We start from the raw sequence: 17894 nt of genomic DNA on the forward strand, positions 1-17894 counted from the left end.
CCATGAACCATGCTCCTCATCCGCAGCAAGGCGATGGAGCAGGGCGGTCCCTCGCCAGAGCGGGCGAGGAGTTTCGTGACGACCTGCGCGCGCCGGGCAGCCGCAATGTCCAGGCACGGCGCCTGCTGTCCGCCGAGGAACTGGCACCGCTGACCGCGCTCTCGGACAGCCGGTCCATGCTGGCCGTTGCGCAGACCCTGCTGCTGGCTTCATCCGGCATGGCCTTGGCCGTGGGCGCATGGCCGACGCCGCTGTGGTGGGCCGGCGGATTGGCCGGCCTGGTGCTGATCGGCGTGGCCCAGCACGGCCTGTTCATCCTGGCGCACGAAGCGGCCCACTACCGCCTTCTCACCAGTCGCACCCTCAACGATTTGCTGGGTCGTCTGATCGGCATGAGCGGCGGTGTCTCCATGTGCACCTACCGGGTCACCCATCGCCTGCACCACAACAACCTCTATGGCCCCGAGGATCCGGATACGGCCATCCACGGCGGCTACCCGCGCGGCAAGGCCTACCTGTGGAAGAAGTTGGCGCAGGACCTGATCGGTTGGAACGCCTGGAAGACCTACGCCTACTTCTTCGGCTCCCCCGCGATCAACGAAGACACGAAGCGCCGCATCTCTCCGCTGGACGACACCTCGCCACAGCTGCGCGCCGCAGCCCGGCGCGATCGCTGGGGCGTGGTGGCCTTTCATCTGCTAGCACCGGCGTGCGCCGCGCTGATCGGTGGCCTCGATGGCCTGCTGATCTACCTGGCCCTGTGGGCCCTCCCTTTGCTCACGACGCTGCAGCCCATCCTGCGCCTGCGCGCCATTTGCGAACACGGCGCGGTGAGCGACCTGACTTCGCCGCTGGCGGCTGCGCGGACCAACCGGACCTGGGGCAGCGCAGGCAACTGGATCGGGCGCTTTTTCCTGTTCCCGCACCACGTGAACTACCACCTGGAACACCACCTGTACCCGGCGGTGCCCCATTACAACTTGCCACAGCTGCACCGCTTGCTGGAAGAGAAAAATGCACTGACCGAGGCTGAGGTGCGCGACCTCCGTGAGACCTGGTCCCAGATTTTTGCACCAAGGAAAGCCCGTGGCTGAACTGATCCTGCACCATTACCCTACATCGCCTTTCTCGGAAAAGATCCGCCTGATCCTGGACTGGAAGCGGCTGGCCTGGTCCTCCGTCACCGTGCCCAGGATGCTGCCCAAGCCGGACGTGGTGGCCCTGACCGGCGGCTACCGCAAGACGCCTTTCCTGCAGATCGGTTCGCATATCTATTGCGACACAGCCCTGATCTGCGACGTGCTGGAACATCTGCAGCCCGAGCCCCCGCTCTACCCCGCGAACCAGAAAGGCCTGGCCCGGGTCCTGGCCCAATGGGCCGACGACAAGCTGTTCTGGGCCGCCATGGCCTGGAACTTCAGTCCGGCAGGTGCGGCGCAGATGTTTGGCGGCGGCACCCCCGAGCAATGGGGGCCGCAGGCCAAAGCCTTCGGCGAAGACCGCAGCAAGATGCGCGTGGCTGTTCCCCGCAACCCGCCAGCCGATGCCGCTGCCGCCTACAAGAGCTACTTGCGCCGCCTGGCCTCGATGCTGGACGCGCAACCTTACCTGCTGGGCAGTGCACCTTGTATCGCCGACTTCTCCGCCTATCACCCGCTGTGGTTCACGCGCACACAGACCAGCGTGATGGCCGGCATCCTGGACGCAACACCTGTTGTGCTGGCCTGGATGGACCGCATGGCAGCCCTAGGCCATGGTGGGCCTCGCACTGACATCGATGCCGGGGCAGCGATTGCGCTGTGTGCTGCGTCCGCGGATCAAGGTGCCGTTCTGGCTGAACAGCCCTTCCAGGACGAGCACGGTATTCCCCTGGGCAGCCAGGTCCGCATCGCCAGCGACAGTTTCGGCCCCGAACCCAGCAGCGGCGTGCTGGTGGCCGCCACCCGCATGCATTACACGATCCGCCGCGTCGATGAACGTGCCGGCGTGGTCCACGTCCATTTCCCCCGCATCGGCTACGTACTCAAAAAGGAAGAGACATGATCAAGGATTTCGCCGGCAAGACGGCTGTGTTGACGGGGGCCGGCTCCGGCTTCGGCCTCGAATGCGCGCGCATCGGTGCCCGACTGGGCATGAAACTGGTGCTGGCCGATGTGCAGCAGGACGCGCTGGACCGCGCTACGGCCGAGTTGAAAGCCGCCGGTGCCGAAGTGCTGGCCCAACAGCTCGATGTGTCCGATGCGGCACAGATGGAACACCTGGCGCAGCGCACGCAAGAGCGTTTTGGTGCCCCGCATTTTGTCTTCAACAACGCCGGTGTCGGCGCGGGCGGCCTGATCTGGGAAAACTCGGTCCAGGACTGGCGTTGGGTGCTGGGTGTCAACCTCTGGGGGGTGATCCACGGCGTACGCCTGTTCACGCCCATGATGCTGGAGGCCGCCCGGAAGGACCCGGCCTACCGCGGCCACATCGTGAACACCGCGAGCATGGCCGGGTTGCTGAACCCGCCGAACATGGGTGTCTACAACGTCAGCAAGCATGCGGTGGTCTCGCTCAGCGAGACGCTGTACCAGGACCTGGCCTTGGTGACCGATCAGGTCCGCGCTTCGGTGCTTTGCCCCTTCTTCGTTCCTACTGGCATCCAGAACAGCGAACGCAACCGGCCGGGCGAGCTGGCCACGGCCAAGCCCACGCGCAGCCAGCTGATCGGACAGGCCATGAACACCAAGGCAGTGACTTCAGGCAAGGTGACGGCAGCCGAAGTGGCAGAACTGGTATTCAAGGCCATGACGGCCGGGCAGTTCTACATCTACAGCCATCCCAAGGCCATCGCCTCGGTGCAGACCCGGCTGGAGGACATCATGCAAGCCCGCAACCCGACCGACCCCTTTGCCGCCAAGCCCGAGATAGGCGAGGAACTGCGCAAGGCGCTACGCGCAGCGGGCTGAGGCGGCCCGGATGGCTAGTGGATCTTGGGTGGCGATTGCTTGTCGCTGTCCAGCAGAAGATCCAGCTGGGCCAGCGGGTTGTTCTGCCGGTCCTGTGCCTCGACGAACTGCAGCAGCTCGACGTTCTTGATGAACCCGGCCGCAGAGGTGACCTCCAGCAGTTTCTCGGGTGCCATGGGACGTGCCACTGCATAACCCTGCACATAGTCCACCCCGATTTCGGCCAGGGCCTGTACCGTGGCGGCGTCCTCGGCCCATTCGGCAATGGTCTTCATGCCCAGGTTGCGTGCCAGGTTGACGATGGCCTCGACGATGGAGACGTTGGCCGGGTGCTGGTTCATGTTCACGACAAAGCTTCCGTCGATCTTGAGCAGGTCGGCCGGCAGTTCCTTGAGGTAGGAGAAAGACGTGTAGCCGGCACCGAAATCGTCCAGGGCCACCCGGGCGCCATAACCGCGCACCCGGTCGATGAAACGACGCGTATTCTTCAGGTCGTGCAGGGCGATGCTCTCGGTGATTTCGATGCACAGGAAGCTGGAGATATGGCTACTCCGGCGCAGCATGTCGAACACCTCCTGCATGAACTCCTCGTCATTGAGAGAAGCGCCGCTGAGGTTGATGCAGACGAATTGCGTGCGCTGCAGCCGGCCCCGGTTCTCGTCCAGCCAGGCCAGGCTGGTGGTCAGCACCCAGCGGTCGATCTTGCTCATGCGTCCGCTGTCTTCGGCAGCGGCGATGACACGACTGACTGGCACCAGCTGGCCTTGTGCATCACGCATGCGCAGCAGGACTTCGAAATTCAGCGCATCGTTCGGACGCGTGAGCGACATGATGGGCTGCATCTCCAGGTACAGGCCAGCGATGGTGTCGCTGGCGGATATCTCGCCGATCAACCGCATTTCGGCCTGATGTTCCTTGAAAGCAATGGAATCCTGCTCGTACACGACCAGTCCGCGGTATTGTCCCGTCTTTGCATCGCGGCAGGCGCGATCGGACGTGGAAAGAACCTCCTTGAACTGTGCGCCCGGGCTGACCTCGATCAGGCCGATGGAGCCGCGCACGTAAAAGGCCTTCTCGCCGACGCGGAAGGGCTTCTCGTCAATGCTGTCGATGATGCCGCGGGAAATCACCGTGGCCAGCGGCATGCGCGTGTCCGGCAGCAGGATGACGAATTCGTCGCCTCCGACACGTCCCAGCCGCATGTTGGCCGCCAGCAGGCTGTTGACGCGGTGACAGACCTGGCGCAAGACTTCGTCGCCGGCGTTGTGGCCGTACAGATCGTTGATGAGCTTGAAACGGTCCAGGTCCAGGTAGGCCAAGGCCAGGGGATGGGCTGCATCCACTGCCGCCACCGCCTCATAGAAGGCTTTCTCGACGCCGCGGCGATTCAGCACCTTGGTCAGGGCATCGTTGTCGGCGAGGAAATTGAGCTCTTCGGCCGCGATGGACTTGTCGGTCACGTCCTGCAGCGACCCTTCGATCTTTTCACCCGAGAGCGCCGCCTTGACCAGGTAGCGCCGGGGCGCCTCATAACCGGTCACGTCCATCTGGCTGCGGATCTCGATCTCACCGTCGGGCCGGTGCTGTGCCAGATCGAGCAGCGCCTGCCAGATATCAGCGCCGAAATACTGCTGCCAGGTGTTATGCGTCGTCTTGAAGGCGCGCGGTCCCAGCATCTTGCGCAGGGCCGGGTTGATGCTCGTGAAGCGGCCATGGAGGTCCAGCGTGAACATGCCGATGGGGATGGCGTCGTAGGTGTGCTGCAACTGAGCCTGGGCCGCGAGGCGTGCGCCATGTTCCTGGCGCATCTGGGCGGCGATGGCCAGGGAGGCGAGCAGGGCAGAGGCCAGGGCGGCAGTGACGGTATTGAAAAAACCGACGAGTTGCTTGAGCCCGAACGCTGCCGCAAAAATCTCGGACAACCCGGAAACCAGGGTGATCGTCAAAGCAGCCGCATACCAAAGGGCGACCAGTGAACGGGTGCGAAGGACGATGTGCACGAGCGAGCCCAGCAGCAGCAGCAGCAGCGCACCCGTGCCCAGAATCCACATGACCTTGAGAAACTGGTCACGCGGCAGCACCAGAGCCGCCACCAGCAGTGCGAAACACAACCATTCGGCAATGTGGACCAGAAAAGCGGATCGCATCTGCTTGAGGTCATCGCGCAAGAGGGCTTTGAAGAGGGTCACCGTCAGGATGGCCCATACGGCACGCGCAACAGAGCGGCTCAAGGCCAGCCAATCGGGTGGCACTTCGTGATTCAGCCACTGGGTATCCCAGCCGGCAGAAGTGGCACTGATGCGCAATGTGACGATCAGCCAAGCCGCGAAAATGACGTAGAGACTCTGACGATTGATCAGTGCTGTGATCAAGACAAAGAGTGCCAGGACCAGCATGCCCCCGTCGAGCAGGCCAGACTTGCGATGGAAGTCCTGCACGGAAACATCCAGCGCGCTGGTGGTCCAGAGTAACGCCGTCATCTTGGCCGGACCCTGGAAGCGGGCCTTGCAGATCACCCACTGCCCAGGTGTGTCAATCTTGAGCGCATAACCGGCCTTGACGCGTGACAAGGCACCAATGGGGCCGTTTTCGTCTATGTCTCCCAGGACCTGCTTGGAGATGCCGTCCCAGCAATCCATGTCCATCACATGACGGGAGGGAAACTCCACATACACGGGAACATCGATCTTGGCTGGGATGGAGAAGCCGAACCACACTGGCGCTTCCGACAGCTTGGTTTCATGCTCCCTGACTTGGAGCTGGCCGCTCAGTTCCTGCTCCGCCTGGTCCAGATCCAGCTTGGCCCCGGACTCGACCAGTACCCTCAGGTCCAGCGGATGTGCAGGCGGGGCGCTGTACAGATCGTCCCAAAAAAACAGCGCGAAGACAGAAACCAGGGCGAGCACCCCGGGGATGAGATAGACCGATGCGTACCAAAAGAAACGATCGAGCACATATTGAACGGATCCGACCACGGATCTGTTCCAGTCCTGCACGCGCTCTGCCATCGCACCCCACATTGACGACTCCCATCTCTTCCGAAGAAGATCGTAGATGGCGGTTCAGTCTGCCACCCCCCTCGACTTGGGGCATAGCATAACGCCACTCGCATGGGTTTGTAAGTGAATGCGATGTTTTTGCTACAAAAATAATACCGCCCGCACACATCCTCTATGGATATGCGCCGAGACCGGAAATGCGTTGCGCGAGGCCTAGGCCTGGTAGGCGTGCGCGATCGACTGCATGCCCATATAGGACGGCGAAACATCCACCCCGTCCTCGTTGATGTCGAGATCAGGGTGGTTCGTGAAGAAGATGAACTTGGTCAGGGGATGCTGCGCCCGACTCCAGCGCTCATATGCGGAGGCGACCTCGAAGGCCATCACGCGATGCGGGATATTGTTCATATGCGGCAGGGGAGTGAAGCCCTGGCCCGGGTAGACGTCCTGGAACAGCAGTTGCTGATACATGCGATCCAGGGGCGTGCGCGCCGCTACGACGGCCCAGTCGATGCCATTCTGTTCCCAATACTTGAAGAGGCCCTTGAACAGCATCAATTTGACGAGGCGGCCTGCGTGGCCCTGCACGATCCCCAGCCGACTGACATGTGCCAGGGACTTGCCTTCCAGCCATTGAGGCAGGGCAATCGATTTCTCCAGCGCCAGCGGCTGATATTGATTGGTCTGGATGCGAGCCGTTCCCAGCGGTGAGCCATCCACCTTGGATTCGGCCAACAACACGACGACCCCTTCCTGCGTATCCATCGGCTCGGGTGCCATCAGCGCCTGGGCGACTTCAGGCATATGGCGCGCATAGGCTTGCTGACGGATTCGCACCGCTTTCTTCAGATCTTCCTCGTTGCGCACCAGGCGGACCGTAAAAGGAAGCCGCTCTTCCGTCATGTCGGCGGCATGGGGGGCGTTGGCGGGCATTTCACCCATTACGACGGGACTGGCAAGGGGTACGCTTTGAATGTTCATGTATGCACCTGAATGGACGATAAAGATGTCAGGCCAAGCGACTTGCCGGCCTCCCAAGACTCAACAACTCCATCGTGGATGGAAGCGTTAAATAGTTGAGTCGGAATCCGCCTGATCTTCTTGTAGGAATTTGTCTGACAAGCCCTGCTGCAGCTGTGGCACACTCGCTGACTTTGTTGCCTGGGCCGTGCCCCAGGCTGGTGCAAAGTCAGAGAGTCATGCAGAAAATCATCGCGCAGATCGCGCAGGAAATCCAGGTCCGGTTACAACAAATCGAGGCCGCCGTGGCCTTGCTGGACGGGGGGGCTACGGTGCCCTTCATCGCCCGCTACCGCAAGGAGGTCACTGGCGGGCTGGACGATATCCAGTTGCGGGAACTGGAAACCCGCCTGGCCTATCTGCGCGAACTGGAAGACCGCCGTGCGGCCGTGCTCAAAAGCATAGAAGAGCAGGGCAAGCTCACGCCCCAGTTGCGTGCCGCCGTGCAGGCCGCCCCGACCAAGCAGGAGCTGGAAGATCTTTACCTGCCCTACAAGCCCAAGCGCCGTACCAAGGGCCAGATTGCGCGCGAGGCGGGGATCGAACCCTTGGCCGACCGGCTGTTTGCCGACCCCTCGCTGGACCCGGCTCGCGAAGCCCAGGCGTATGTCCTGAAAGAGAAAACCGAAGCCGGCGACGATTTCACCACAGTGGCCGCCGTGCTCGACGGCGTGCGCGATCTGCTGTCCGAACGCTGGGCCGAGGACGCCGCGCTGGTGCAGTCGCTGAGACAGTGGCTCTGGCAGGAGGGCCTGTTCCAGAGCAAGCTGGCCGGTGGCAAGGACGAGAACCACCCCGACGTGGCCAAGTTCCGCGACTATTTCGATTACGACGAACCCATCGGCCGCGTGCCTTCGCACCGCGCCCTGGCGGTCTTCCGCGGTCGGGCGCTGGAGATGCTGGACGCCAAACTGGTGTTGCCGGTCGAACCCGAGCCGGGCAAACCGTCGATCGCCGAGGGCAAGATCGCCCTGCACCTGGGCTGGAGCCACAAGGGCCGGCCGGCCGACGACCTGCTGCGCAAATGCGTGGCCTGGACCTGGCGCGTCAAGCTCAGCCTGTCCACCGAACGCGACCTCTTCGCCCGCCTGCGCGAGGAGGCCGAGAAGGTGGCCATCAAGGTCTTCGCCGACAACCTGCGCGACCTGCTGCTGGCCGCCCCGGCCGGTCCTCGTGTGGTCATGGGCCTGGACCCGGGCATCCGCACCGGCGTCAAGGTGGCCGTGGTCGATGCCACGGGCAAGCTGGTGGACACGGCCACGGTCTACCCGCACGAGCCCCGCAACGATTGGGACGGTGCGCTGCACACCCTGGCGCGCCTGGTCGAAAAACACGGCGTAAACCTGATTGCCATCGGCAACGGCACGGCCAGCCGCGAGACCGACAAGCTGGCGGCCGACCTGATCAAGCTGGCGGCCAAGGTTGACAAGCAGATCGAGAAGGTCGTGGTCAGTGAAGCCGGCGCCTCGGTCTATTCCGCCAGCGAATTTGCCAGCCAGGAAATGCCCGACGTGGACGTGAGCCTGCGCGGGGCGGCGAGCATCGCCCGGCGCCTGCAGGATCCGCTGGCCGAGCTGGTCAAGATCGACCCCAAGTCCATCGGCGTGGGTCAGTACCAGCACGATGTGAACCAGAGCGAACTGGCGCGCAGCCTGGACACCGTGGTGGAGGACTGCGTGAACTCGGTGGGCGTGGACCTGAACACGGCCAGCGTGCCGCTGCTGTCGCGTGTCTCTGGCCTGTCGGGCAGCGTGGCCAAGGCCGTGGTGCGCTGGCGCGAGGCCAATGGCGCTTTCGGCAGCCGGCAGGACCTGCTCAAGGTCACGGGCCTGGGCGCCAAGACCTTTGAGCAGAGCGCGGGTTTCCTGCGTATCCGCGGCGGCGACAACCCCCTGGACATGACGGGTGTCCATCCCGAGACCTATCCCGTGGTCGAAAAGATCATGGAGCAGACGGGCAAGCCCGTGGCCGAACTCATGGGCCGGGCCGAGATGCTCAAAACCCTCAAGCCCGAGCTGCTCGCCAACGAACAGTTCGGTGTCATCACGGTCAAGGACATCCTGGGCGAACTGGAAAAACCTGGTCGCGACCCGCGCCCGGACTTCAAGGTAGCGCGCTTCAACGACGGTGTCGACGATATCAAGGACCTGCTGGAGGGCATGGTGCTCGAAGGCACGGTCAGCAATGTGGCCCAGTTCGGCGCCTTCGTGGACCTGGGCGTGCACCAGGACGGGCTGGTGCATGTGAGCCAACTGGCCAACAAGTTCGTCAACGATGCACGCGAAGTCGTCAAGACCGGCGATATCGTCAAGGTCAAGGTGCTGGAGGTGGACGTGGCACGCAAGCGCATCAGCCTGACCATGAAGCTCGACGCCGCCCCGGCCCGCCGCGACGCACCGCGCGAGAACCGCTACGAAGGGGCAGGGCGGGGCCAGCAGCCGCGCCGCTCCAGCGACCCGGCGCCTCAGTCCGCCATGGCCTCGGCTTTCGCCAAGCTCAAGCGCTGAAGCCGGCACTGGGTGAAACCGGTCACACGAGCGACCGGTTTCAGGGTTTCCTCTCGACGGGGAACGGGGCTGCGCGACATAATGGCAGCATGAGAGTGAACAAGCATAGGAGACCAGACGCATGGACCTGAGCGCCCTGCTGGCCTCTCCCATCGTGCTGCCCAGCATCCCCAAGGTGGTTGCGCTGTTGCTCAGCGAACTCGACCGCGAGGAGCCGGATCTCAAAAACATCACCCAGCTCATCAGCACCGACCCGGCGCTGACCACGCGCGTGCTGCAGACCGCCAACACCCCCTTCTTCAGGCTGACGGGCAAGGTCAACAGCGCTGCGGAGGCGCTGGCCATCCTGGAGCTCTCCCACATCCGCCAGATGGCGGCTGAGGCCGCTTCGGCCGCTTCGCTCAAAGGTGTCCCCGGCGTCAACCTGCCGCAGTTCTGGAACTACAGCCTCAACGTGGCCAAGCTGGCCCGGTCGCTGGCCGGCGTGACCCGGCAGAACCAGGGGGCGGCCTTCACCTGCGGGCTGATCCATGCCATCGGCGAGCTGGTCATGCACGCCGGCATGCCCGATGAAATGGCGCCGCTGAACAAGGAACTCGGTCCGCTGGACCTCAAGCGTGCCAAGGCCGAGTTCATGCGTTTCGGCTACACCTATGCCCATGTGGGCGGGGCCTACGCCCGTCAGTGGCGTTTTCCGCAACCCATCGTCGACGCGCTGGAGCACCAGTACGCGCCGTTCTCCAACAATGTCTACGAGCCCCTGGCCGGCGTGATCCACCTGGCCAGCTGGCGTGCCCGCGCCAGGGAGGCCAACCTCAACGAACGGGCCCTGGCCGTGAGCTTCCCCGGTGAAGTGGGCGAGGTGCTCGACCTGGACATCGACATGGTGCTGCAACAGGACCCTTTCGACTGGTCCGCGCATACCTGATTGCTGTTTCTTCCGACTTCTCCCGCATGAAAGCATTGAGTCTGTACGCCGGGCCGGCGGCCCGTGCCCATATCCGCGAACATGGCCTGTTGCCCGGGCACATACACACCATTCCGGCGGCGGCCGGCGGCCCCAAGGGCCTGATCCTGGGCGCTCTGGACCGTTATCTCTTCGGCCAGTGGTTGCCGCAATCGTCCCAGACGGTCGATCTGGTGGGGGCCTCCATCGGCGCCTGGCGCATGGCCACGGCCTGCCTGGACGACCCGGTGGCCGCATTCAGGCGGCTGGAGCATGACTACATCCACCAGCATTACGAACTGCAGCCCGGCCAAAAGATGCCACCGGCAGAGCACGTCAGCGAAGAATTCGGCCGAAACCTTCGCAGTTTCTATGGCGGCCGCGTCCTCGAGGTGCTGCAGCACCCACGCTACCGCCTGCACGTCGTCACCTCGCGCGGTCGCCACCTGTTACGGCGCGAGCATGGCCTGCGCACGCCCCTGGGTTACCTGGGCGCCTTCCTGAGCAATACGGTGCAGCGCCGTGCCATGGGGGCCTGGCTGGAACGCGTGGTGTTTTCCACACCCGGTGGATCCGGCCAGGCGGGCCGCTGCGCGCCTTTGCCTTTTGCCACGGGCGACTACCGCACCCGGCAACTACCGCTGGACGAGGCCAATTTCTACCCGGCCCTGCAGGCCAGTTGCTCGATTCCCTTTGTGCTCAAGGCCGTACACGACATTCCTGGCGCACCGCCCGGCGCCTATTGGGACGGTGGCATCACCGACTACCACCTGCACCTGAACTACGCCGCTGCCCCCGATGCCGCGCAACGGCCCGGTCTGGTGCTCTACCCGCATTTCCAACGCGCCGTGGTACCGGGTTGGCTGGACAAGGCCCTCAAGTGGCGCCACCGTGCTACGCACCACCTGGACACCATGCTGTTGCTGGCACCTAACCCCGAATGGATCCGCAGCCTGCCCAATGGCAAGCTGCCCGACCGCAAGGACTTCACGCATTTCGGCAACGACCTGGCGGGCCGTGTCCAGGTCTGGAGCCGCGCCGTCCAGATGAGTCAGCAACTGGCCGATGAATTTCAGGCCTGGCTGGAAAAACCGGATCCGGCGCAGCTGCAGACGCTCTGAGCCGCTTGTTGGGAGCAAGGAGTTTTCACATGCGTCTACTTCTACTGATGATCAGCTGCATGGCTTTGGCCATGCTCAGCGCTTGTACCCCCGAAGTCGGCAGCAAGGCCTGGTGCGAACAGATGCAGGACAAGCCCAAGGGCGACTGGACGGCCAACGAGGCGACCGACTACGCCAAACACTGCCTGTTCAAGTGAACCGGGGCTGATGCCCGGGTTCACATGGCCTGCTGCAGCATGGCGCGGTAGTCCTCCCCGCTGGCGATGCGCGGGTTGGTCTTGTGGCAATGGTCGGCCAGGGCGCCGGTGATGACCTTGTCGAACTGACTCTCGGCCACCCCCATGGCGCGCAGGCCCGTAGGCAGGCCCAGGCGGGCGTTCATGTCCTGGATAGCTTGTCCGATGTCGCCGGCCGAGTCCAGGTTCATGGCCTGGGCCATGCGCAGCAGCCGGCTTTCCTTCTGGATCGACTCGGCGCCGGCGTTGAAGTGGATCACGGCCGGCAGACACATGGCGTTGAGCGTGCCATGGTGCAGGCGCGGATCAATGCCACCCAGGCTATGGCTCAGCGAATGCACGCAGCCCAGGCCCTTCTGGAAGGCCATGGCGCCCTGCATGGAGGCGCTCATGAGGTTCAGACGCGCCTCGCGGTCGCTGCCATCCCTCGTCGCCCGCTCGATATGGGCCCAGGCGCGCTGCAGACCGTCCAACGCAATGCCATCGGCCGGGGGGTTGAAGGCTGGCGCCATGAAGGTCTCCATGCAATGGGCAATGGCGTCCATGCCGGTGGCGGCCGTCAGCTTGGAGGGCAGTCCCAGCGTGAGCTCCGGGTCGCAGATCGCGGCCTTGGGCACCAGGTGCCAGGAATGGAAGCCCAGCTTGCGACCGTCGTCCACGATGATGAGGGCGCCTCGCGCCACCTCGCTACCGGTGCCCGCCGTGGTCGGCACGGCGATCAGCGGCGCCACGCGTTCGGTGATACGGGTCGAACCGCCCTCGATGGTCGCGTAGGTCGTGAGCGGGCCATCGTGCGTCGCGGCGATCGCCACGCCCTTGGCGCAGTCGATGGCGCTGCCGCCGCCCACGGCCACCAGGCCGTCGCATTGCTGCGCCCGGTAGATTGCGGTGGCCGCCCGCACGGCGGCCTCGTTCGGATTGGACGGGGTCTGGTCAAACACGGCCGGGCGCATGCCGGGCAGGGCATCCAGCGCCTTCTGCAACAGACCCGCAGCCTTGACACCGGCATCGGTCACGATGAGAGGGCGCGTGATGCCATTGCGTTCGCACTCGGCCTTGAGCAGCTTGATCGCGCCGAAATCGAACTGGACCTGCGTGATGTAGTTGATGACGGACATGGTGCCTTGCCTCCGCAGTGTACGATTTGAAATCTTTCTCTGACTACTTTAGCAAGCCTTTTCCGTTTCATGAGTCACCAACGCAACCCGCGGGCCCTGCTGACCCCGGCCATGCACCAACTGCTGGACCGCATGGGACGCACCCGCCAGCCCCCTATGCATGCCCTGAGCCCGCAACAGGCACGCCAGGTCTATGAGGTCGGCTCCGGCATGCTGGACATCGCGGGCCACAAGCTGGCTCGTGTGGAAGACCTGCGGGTGCCTGTCCGTGATGGCCACACGATCGGCATCCGCCTTTACGCGCCGTCTGCGGAAAAGCTGCCCGTACTGGTGTATTTCCATGGCGGTGGTTTCACCATCGGCAGCGTCGCTACGCACGACGCCCTGTGCCGCCGGCTCAGCCATCTGGCGCATTGCGCCGTGGTGTCGGTGGACTACCGGCTGGCACCCGAACACAAATTCCCCACAGCCTCCAATGACGCCTGGGATGCCTTGCAGTGGCTGGCCCGGGAGGCCGGGGCCCTGGGCCTGGATGGCACGCGCATCGCGGTCGGCGGTGACAGCGCCGGCGGCACGCTGGCAGCGGTCTGTGCCATCGAGGCGCGCGACGCGGGCCTGCTCCTGGCCCTGCAGATGCTGTTCTATCCGGGCTGCGCCGCGCACCAGGAAACACCTTCCCACAAGACCTATGCCGAGGGCTTCGTGATCGGCGAGGCGCAGATCACGTATTTCTTCAACCACTATGTCAACACGCCGGCCGACCGCGACGAGTGGCGCTTCGCGCCCTTGCTGGCGCCCGATGTGGACGGCGTAGCGCCAGCCTGGATCGGCCTGGCCGAGTGCGACCCGCTGGTGGACGAGGGCGTGATGTACGCCGACAAGTTGCGCGCCGCTGGCGTGGCCGTCGATCTGGAGATCTACCGCGGCATGGTGCACGAGTTCATCAAGATGGGGCGAGCCATCCCCGAGGCCCTGCAAGCCCATGCCGACGCCGCGCGCGCCCTGAAACACGCCTTTGGCACCCCCTGACCCATGAGCCAGCACACCACCCGAGCCGACTTCCGTTTCTTCCACCCCTTGCGCGTGCGTTGGGCCGAGGTGGACATGCAGAAGATCGTTTTCAATGCCCACTACCTGATGTACTTCGACACGGCCATCAGCGACTATTGGCGCGCCCTGGCCCTGCCTTACGAGGCGGCCATGGTGCATCTGGGGGGTGACCTCTATGTGAAAAAGGCCAGCCTCGAATACCACGCCTCGGCGCGTTATGACGACCAGCTGGCCATCGGCCTGAAGTGCGAGCGCATCGGCAACTCGTCCATCCAGTTCCGCGGAGGCGTGTTCCGCGGCGATCAGTTGCTGGTGGCGCAGGAACTGGTCTACGTCTATGCCGACCCGGCCACACAGACCTCACAAGCTGTCCCGCAGCAACTGCGCGACACTCTGACAGGCTTTGAAGCGGGCGAGGCCATGGTGGACCTTCGCCTGGGCGGCTGGAATCAGCTCGGTGATGCCGCTGGCCGGGTGCGTACCGAGGTCTTTGTACAGGAGCAGCAGATCCCGCTGGAACTGGAATGGGATGAGGACGACGCCACCGCCCTGCATGCCGTGGCCTATAACCGCCTGGGCATGCCCGTCGCCACAGGGCGCCTGCTGCAACATGAGCCCGGGGTCGCCAGGATAGGGCGCATGGCGGTCAGCCGCGTGTTGCGCGGTAGCGGACTGGGCCGGGACATCCTGCGCGCACTGATGGACGCAGCCCGCCAGCGTGGCGACCGCAGCGTGGTCCTGCATGCCCAGCGCAGCGCCGAGGGCTTTTACCGGCAACTGGGCTTCGTAGGGCAGGGCACGCCTTTCGAAGAAGCCGGCATTCCGCATCTAGAGATGCACCGGAAGCTGACATGAGCCAGTTGCAAGCCGGCTTGCGCTGGCCCGCCGGGGCGGATGGCGTCGTGCTCGTGCTGGCCGCCATGCTCTGGCTGGTGCCAGTGGTCGGGATGCCCGGCGAACTGGTGCTGCAGGACACGCTGAAATCGATCCTGGTGGTATTTGCCGCCCTGGGCGCATCCCTGCTGTTGTGCTGGCAGGGCCTGCGCACGCCACAGCTGTTGCGCTGGCATCCGCTGCTGTGCCTGCCCCTGCTGCTGATGGCCTGGGCCCTGGGCAGCATGGCCTGGTCGCACACTTACCTGGCCGGGGTGGAGGCAGTGCGCTGGTTCATCTTTGCGCTGTTGCTTTGGCTGGGACTCAATACCCTCACGCTGGAACGTCTGGGCGTGCTGGCCACGGGCATTCACTGGGGTGCGGTGCTGGCTTCGCTCTGGGTGGCCTTGCAGTTCTGGCTGGATCTTCGGCTTTTCCCCCAGTTGCCGCCGCCGGGCTCGACCTTTCTGAATCGCAATTTCTACGCCGAGTTTGTGGTCTGTACGCTGCCGTTTTCGGTGCTGCTGACCGCCCAGGCGCAGGGACGCTCCCAGATCGTCCTGCGGGTGTTCAGCACTTCATTCAATGTTCTGGCATTGCTGATGACGGGCACGCGCTCCGCGCTGCTGGCTTCGCTGGTGCTGTTGCCGGCGCTTGCGCTGATCCTCTGGCGCTACCGCGGCCGGCTTGAGTTCACGCGCTGGGCGCAAACCGATGGCTGGCTGACTGGCGTCATCCTGCTGGGCACGCTGCTGGGGCTGGGCAGCCTGTCCACCGGCAATGCCTATCTCGCCCAGGAGGGCATTGGGCATACGGCCCTGGAACGCGCCTTCATCCGAGGCAGCTCGCTGGGAACAGCTTCTGAGTACAGCGAGGGATCGTCCAGTGTCCGTCTACAGATGTGGCAGGCGACATTGCGTCTGATCGCCGATCGGCCGCTGGCGGGTGTCGGCGCCGGCGCCTGGGAGGTGGAAGTCCCCCTCTACCAGGCAGCAGGAACTCAACTGGAAACAGACTACTACGCGCACAACGAGTACCTGCAGCTGCTCGCCGAATACGGCGCAGCGGGCTGGCTGTTTGCACTGCTGCTTGGGGGCTATCTGTTGCGGGCCGCCTACCGGACCTGGACAGAGCAAGGCGCAGGCCAGCCGGCGGACCCGCAGGAGGCCCCTTGGCGTGCCATCCTGCTGACCAGCCTGCTGGGCTTGCTGGTAGTTAGCGGTGCAGGGTTTCCCTGGCGACTGGCCAGTACCGGTGCCCTGTTTGCGTTGAGTCTGGGAGCGCTGGCGGCGTCCGATCTGCGGCGCCGGTCCGCCCATCCCGGGCGACCGTTGTTCCCGCGCATGCCAGCCTTGTTGCCGGGTCTGGCCCTCGCGGGCTTGACGCTGGCCTCGGCACTGGCCGTCTGGACCAGTTGGCGCGCTGTTGCCGCCGAAACCCGTCTGGTGCGCGCTGCACAGCTGGCTTATGCGATCTCCATGACCGGCGCCCCGGACGATCCACGCTGGCAAGGCGCGCGCGCGGACATGCTGCGGCTGGTTCGGGAGGGCATCAGCATCCACCCTCACTATCGCAAGATCACGCCCCTGGTGGCGGATGAACTGGCCGCCTGGGGCGATTGGCAGAACGCACGCTGGATCTGGGCCTCGGTGCTGGATTCACGCCCCCACGTGGTGGCCCTGTTGGCCAATCTGGCCAGGGCCTGCATCCGTACCGGGGATCTGGCACAGGCCCAGGCCTATTACGAGCGCGCGCAAGCCATAAGACCGGACGCACCATCCTTGCGCTCGGTCGAGATCATGTTGCTGCTGGGCCGCCGACAGGATGCTCTGGCCTTGGCTCGCCTGCGTGAACACCTGGCCGGAGGCCAGGTCGAACCCGACCTGGTTGAGTACGCCTATGTTCTGGGACTGCGGAACAAGGATTTTGCATTGGCCCTTGAGTCGCAGCGCCTGCGACGCGCCTTGTGGCCCGACACCCACATCGACAGCTGGCTCAAGACGGCCATGGTGTATGCCGGGCCGGATCTGAAGAACCGCCCACAGGCACTGCAATCCTTCCAAGCTGCGTGGGAAGCCACTCCCGAGTCCTTGAAGCCCCAGGTGCGCCAGAGGGTGCCGCCGGACTACCGTGACCAGCTGCGCTGACCTGGCTCAGATATCTTCAAGCAGGGCGTAGGGCAGGGGCAGCAGTTCCACCGACGGACCACCCGCCTGGCCCAGCAGCAGGCTGGCGCCCGCCGCCGAGATCTGCAACGAGACAATGGCGTCGCAGCCACCACCGGGCGCTGCTGCGGCCTGGGCCACGATGCCGCAAGGCTGGCTGGTATCGACCGCATCGAAGACTTCCTGACCGGCCTGCACGTCGGCCGCGCTGTGGGCCAGATACGCCCGACGCTTGAGCGTGCCACGGAACTGGCTACGCGCCACCACCTCCTGCCCGGGATAGCAGCCTTTTTTGAAATTGACACCACCGACGGACTCATAGTTGAGCATCTGCGGCACAAAGGCTTCGAAGACAGGCTGCGTCAGTGTGGCCACGCCGCTACGTACCTCACCCCAGAGCCAGTCCTCGTGTTTCAGCGCGGGAACCACCGGAAGAGGGGTACCAACCGGCGCCACCCACAGGGCGCGGGGCGTGCCATCAGCCGGATACAGGTGTACCAAGCTGGCAGCGCCCAGGTCGTTACGGCTCCATGGCGAATGGACTCCGGGCGCCAGGGTCTGCAGGGCCTGGCCGGCCAGCCCGTACAGGAGCAACTCGCTGCTGGCATCACTGAGCTTGACCTTGGCACGCAAGACAAACATGGACAGGCGTTTGAGCGTGGGCGCGAGCAAATCGCGGCTGCAGACCAGCAAGATCTCGCCATGGCTGCGCTTGAAGGCGACGAAACTGGCCTGCATACGCCCCTTGGCCGAACAGAAGGCCGCCAGGCGAGCCTCGGACAGGCCCAGCAGGGAAAAGTCCTGGGTCAGCTGGCCATGCAGGAATTTGGCGGCATCCTCACCCTCGGCGCGTATCACACCAAGATGGGGCAGGGGGGCGAGGCCATTCAGGATGAAGTTCATGAGGGTGA

14 protein-coding genes are annotated in these 17894 nt (G+C 64.4%); 10 read left to right on the forward strand and 4 right to left on the reverse strand.

The features are described 5' to 3' along the window. Positions 1–2: 2 nt before the first annotated feature. From AC07NT_RS06755 to AC07NT_RS06765, 3 genes are read left to right on the forward strand one after another with little or no spacing between them, the layout of a single operon-like run. Positions 3–1094 carry a fatty acid desaturase family protein gene (locus tag AC07NT_RS06755; protein ID WP_498597209.1) on the forward strand — a complete coding sequence of 364 codons (1092 nt, stop codon included), beginning with the start codon at positions 3–5 and terminating at the stop codon, positions 1092–1094. Beyond that, the gene (locus AC07NT_RS06760; RefSeq protein WP_498597208.1) at positions 1087–2043 is read left to right on the forward strand and encodes a glutathione S-transferase family protein; all 957 of its coding nucleotides are present in this window, start codon (positions 1087–1089) and stop codon (positions 2041–2043) included. Before AC07NT_RS06755 ends, AC07NT_RS06760 begins: the two co-directional genes overlap by 8 nt. Beyond that, positions 2040–2948: an SDR family oxidoreductase gene (locus AC07NT_RS06765; protein WP_498597207.1), complete on the forward strand. Its 909-nt coding sequence runs from the start codon at positions 2040–2042 to the stop codon at positions 2946–2948. The genes AC07NT_RS06760 and AC07NT_RS06765 overlap by 4 nt, the downstream gene beginning before the upstream one ends. 14 nt (positions 2949–2962) lie before the next feature. Here the strand turns inward: AC07NT_RS06765 and AC07NT_RS06770 are convergent, their stop codons facing one another. Together AC07NT_RS06770 and AC07NT_RS06775 are read right to left on the reverse strand one after the other, a co-directional pair. Then, positions 2963–5923 carry a putative bifunctional diguanylate cyclase/phosphodiesterase gene (locus AC07NT_RS06770; RefSeq protein WP_498597206.1) on the reverse strand — a complete coding sequence of 987 codons (2961 nt, stop codon included), beginning with the start codon at positions 5921–5923 and terminating at the stop codon, positions 2963–2965. Between the two features lie 237 nt (positions 5924–6160). After that, positions 6161–6928 (reverse strand): N-acyl amino acid synthase FeeM domain-containing protein, encoded by a 768-nt coding sequence (locus AC07NT_RS06775; RefSeq protein ID WP_498597205.1) that lies wholly within the window; start codon positions 6926–6928, stop codon positions 6161–6163. A gap of 218 nt (positions 6929–7146) precedes the next feature. On the opposite strand from AC07NT_RS06775, the gene AC07NT_RS06780 reads away from it, so the two are divergent. From AC07NT_RS06780 to AC07NT_RS06795, 4 genes are all read left to right on the forward strand, one after another. Next, the gene (locus tag AC07NT_RS06780; protein ID WP_498597204.1) at positions 7147–9474 is read left to right on the forward strand and encodes a Tex family protein; all 2328 of its coding nucleotides are present in this window, start codon (positions 7147–7149) and stop codon (positions 9472–9474) included. Positions 9475–9595: 121 nt separating this feature from the next. After that, positions 9596–10402: an HDOD domain-containing protein gene (locus AC07NT_RS06785; protein WP_498597203.1), complete on the forward strand. Its 807-nt coding sequence runs from the start codon at positions 9596–9598 to the stop codon at positions 10400–10402. A gap of 26 nt (positions 10403–10428) precedes the next feature. After that, positions 10429–11541, forward strand: coding sequence for a patatin-like phospholipase domain-containing protein (locus AC07NT_RS06790; RefSeq protein WP_498597202.1), 1113 nt, complete (start codon positions 10429–10431; stop codon positions 11539–11541). Between the two features lie 29 nt (positions 11542–11570). Continuing rightward, positions 11571–11738, forward strand: a complete 168-nt coding sequence (locus AC07NT_RS06795; RefSeq protein ID WP_498597201.1) for a DUF3012 domain-containing protein — start codon at positions 11571–11573, stop codon at positions 11736–11738. A gap of 20 nt (positions 11739–11758) precedes the next feature. On the opposite strand, the gene gbd is transcribed toward AC07NT_RS06795, so the two are convergent. Continuing rightward, a complete protein-coding gene (gene gbd / locus AC07NT_RS06800) occupies positions 11759–12895 on the reverse strand; it encodes a 4-hydroxybutyrate dehydrogenase (protein WP_498597200.1) in 1137 nt (378 codons plus the stop codon). Positions 12896–12964: 69 nt separating this feature from the next. Between gbd and AC07NT_RS06805 the strand changes: the two genes are divergently transcribed. From AC07NT_RS06805 to AC07NT_RS06815, 3 genes are read left to right on the forward strand one after another with little or no spacing between them, the layout of a single operon-like run. Then, complete coding sequence (locus tag AC07NT_RS06805; RefSeq protein ID WP_498597199.1) at positions 12965–13924, forward strand: alpha/beta hydrolase; 960 nt, start codon at positions 12965–12967, stop codon at positions 13922–13924. A 3-nt stretch (positions 13925–13927) separates the two neighbouring features. Continuing rightward, positions 13928–14800 carry a YbgC/FadM family acyl-CoA thioesterase gene (locus AC07NT_RS06810; RefSeq protein WP_498597198.1) on the forward strand — a complete coding sequence of 291 codons (873 nt, stop codon included), beginning with the start codon at positions 13928–13930 and terminating at the stop codon, positions 14798–14800. Next, entirely contained in the window at positions 14797–16965 is a 2169-nt protein-coding gene (locus tag AC07NT_RS06815; protein WP_498597197.1) for an O-antigen ligase family protein, read from the forward strand. The genes AC07NT_RS06810 and AC07NT_RS06815 overlap by 4 nt, the downstream gene beginning before the upstream one ends. Before the next feature lie 6 nt (positions 16966–16971). Here AC07NT_RS06815 and ygfZ read toward each other — a convergent pair whose 3' ends face one another. Continuing rightward, a complete protein-coding gene (gene ygfZ / locus AC07NT_RS06820) occupies positions 16972–17886 on the reverse strand; it encodes a CAF17-like 4Fe-4S cluster assembly/insertion protein YgfZ (RefSeq protein WP_498597196.1) in 915 nt (304 codons plus the stop codon). Positions 17887–17894: the final 8 nt, after the last annotated feature.

Source organism: Hylemonella sp. GW821-FHT10B10 (assembly GCF_059415585.1).

Bases quoted from the DNA above. Each gene is read 5' to 3' on its own strand.
- AC07NT_RS06755 (WP_498597209.1), top strand. From the start codon at position 3: ATGAACCATGCTCCTCATCCGCAGCAAGGCGATGGAGCAGGGCGGTCC.
- AC07NT_RS06765 (WP_498597207.1), top strand. From the start codon at position 2,040: ATGATCAAGGATTTCGCCGGCAAGACGGCTGTGTTGACGGGGGCCGGC.
- AC07NT_RS06775 (WP_498597205.1), bottom strand. From the start codon at position 6,928: ATGAACATTCAAAGCGTACCCCTTGCCAGTCCCGTCGTAATGGGTGAA.
- AC07NT_RS06780 (WP_498597204.1), top strand. From the start codon at position 7,147: ATGCAGAAAATCATCGCGCAGATCGCGCAGGAAATCCAGGTCCGGTTA.
- AC07NT_RS06785 (WP_498597203.1), top strand. From the start codon at position 9,596: ATGGACCTGAGCGCCCTGCTGGCCTCTCCCATCGTGCTGCCCAGCATC.
- AC07NT_RS06790 (WP_498597202.1), top strand. From the start codon at position 10,429: ATGAAAGCATTGAGTCTGTACGCCGGGCCGGCGGCCCGTGCCCATATC.
- AC07NT_RS06795 (WP_498597201.1), top strand. From the start codon at position 11,571: ATGCGTCTACTTCTACTGATGATCAGCTGCATGGCTTTGGCCATGCTC.
- gbd (WP_498597200.1), bottom strand. From the start codon at position 12,895: ATGTCCGTCATCAACTACATCACGCAGGTCCAGTTCGATTTCGGCGCG.
- AC07NT_RS06805 (WP_498597199.1), top strand. From the start codon at position 12,965: ATGAGTCACCAACGCAACCCGCGGGCCCTGCTGACCCCGGCCATGCAC.
- AC07NT_RS06810 (WP_498597198.1), top strand. From the start codon at position 13,928: ATGAGCCAGCACACCACCCGAGCCGACTTCCGTTTCTTCCACCCCTTG.
- AC07NT_RS06815 (WP_498597197.1), top strand. From the start codon at position 14,797: ATGAGCCAGTTGCAAGCCGGCTTGCGCTGGCCCGCCGGGGCGGATGGC.
- ygfZ (WP_498597196.1), bottom strand. From the start codon at position 17,886: ATGAACTTCATCCTGAATGGCCTCGCCCCCCTGCCCCATCTTGGTGTG.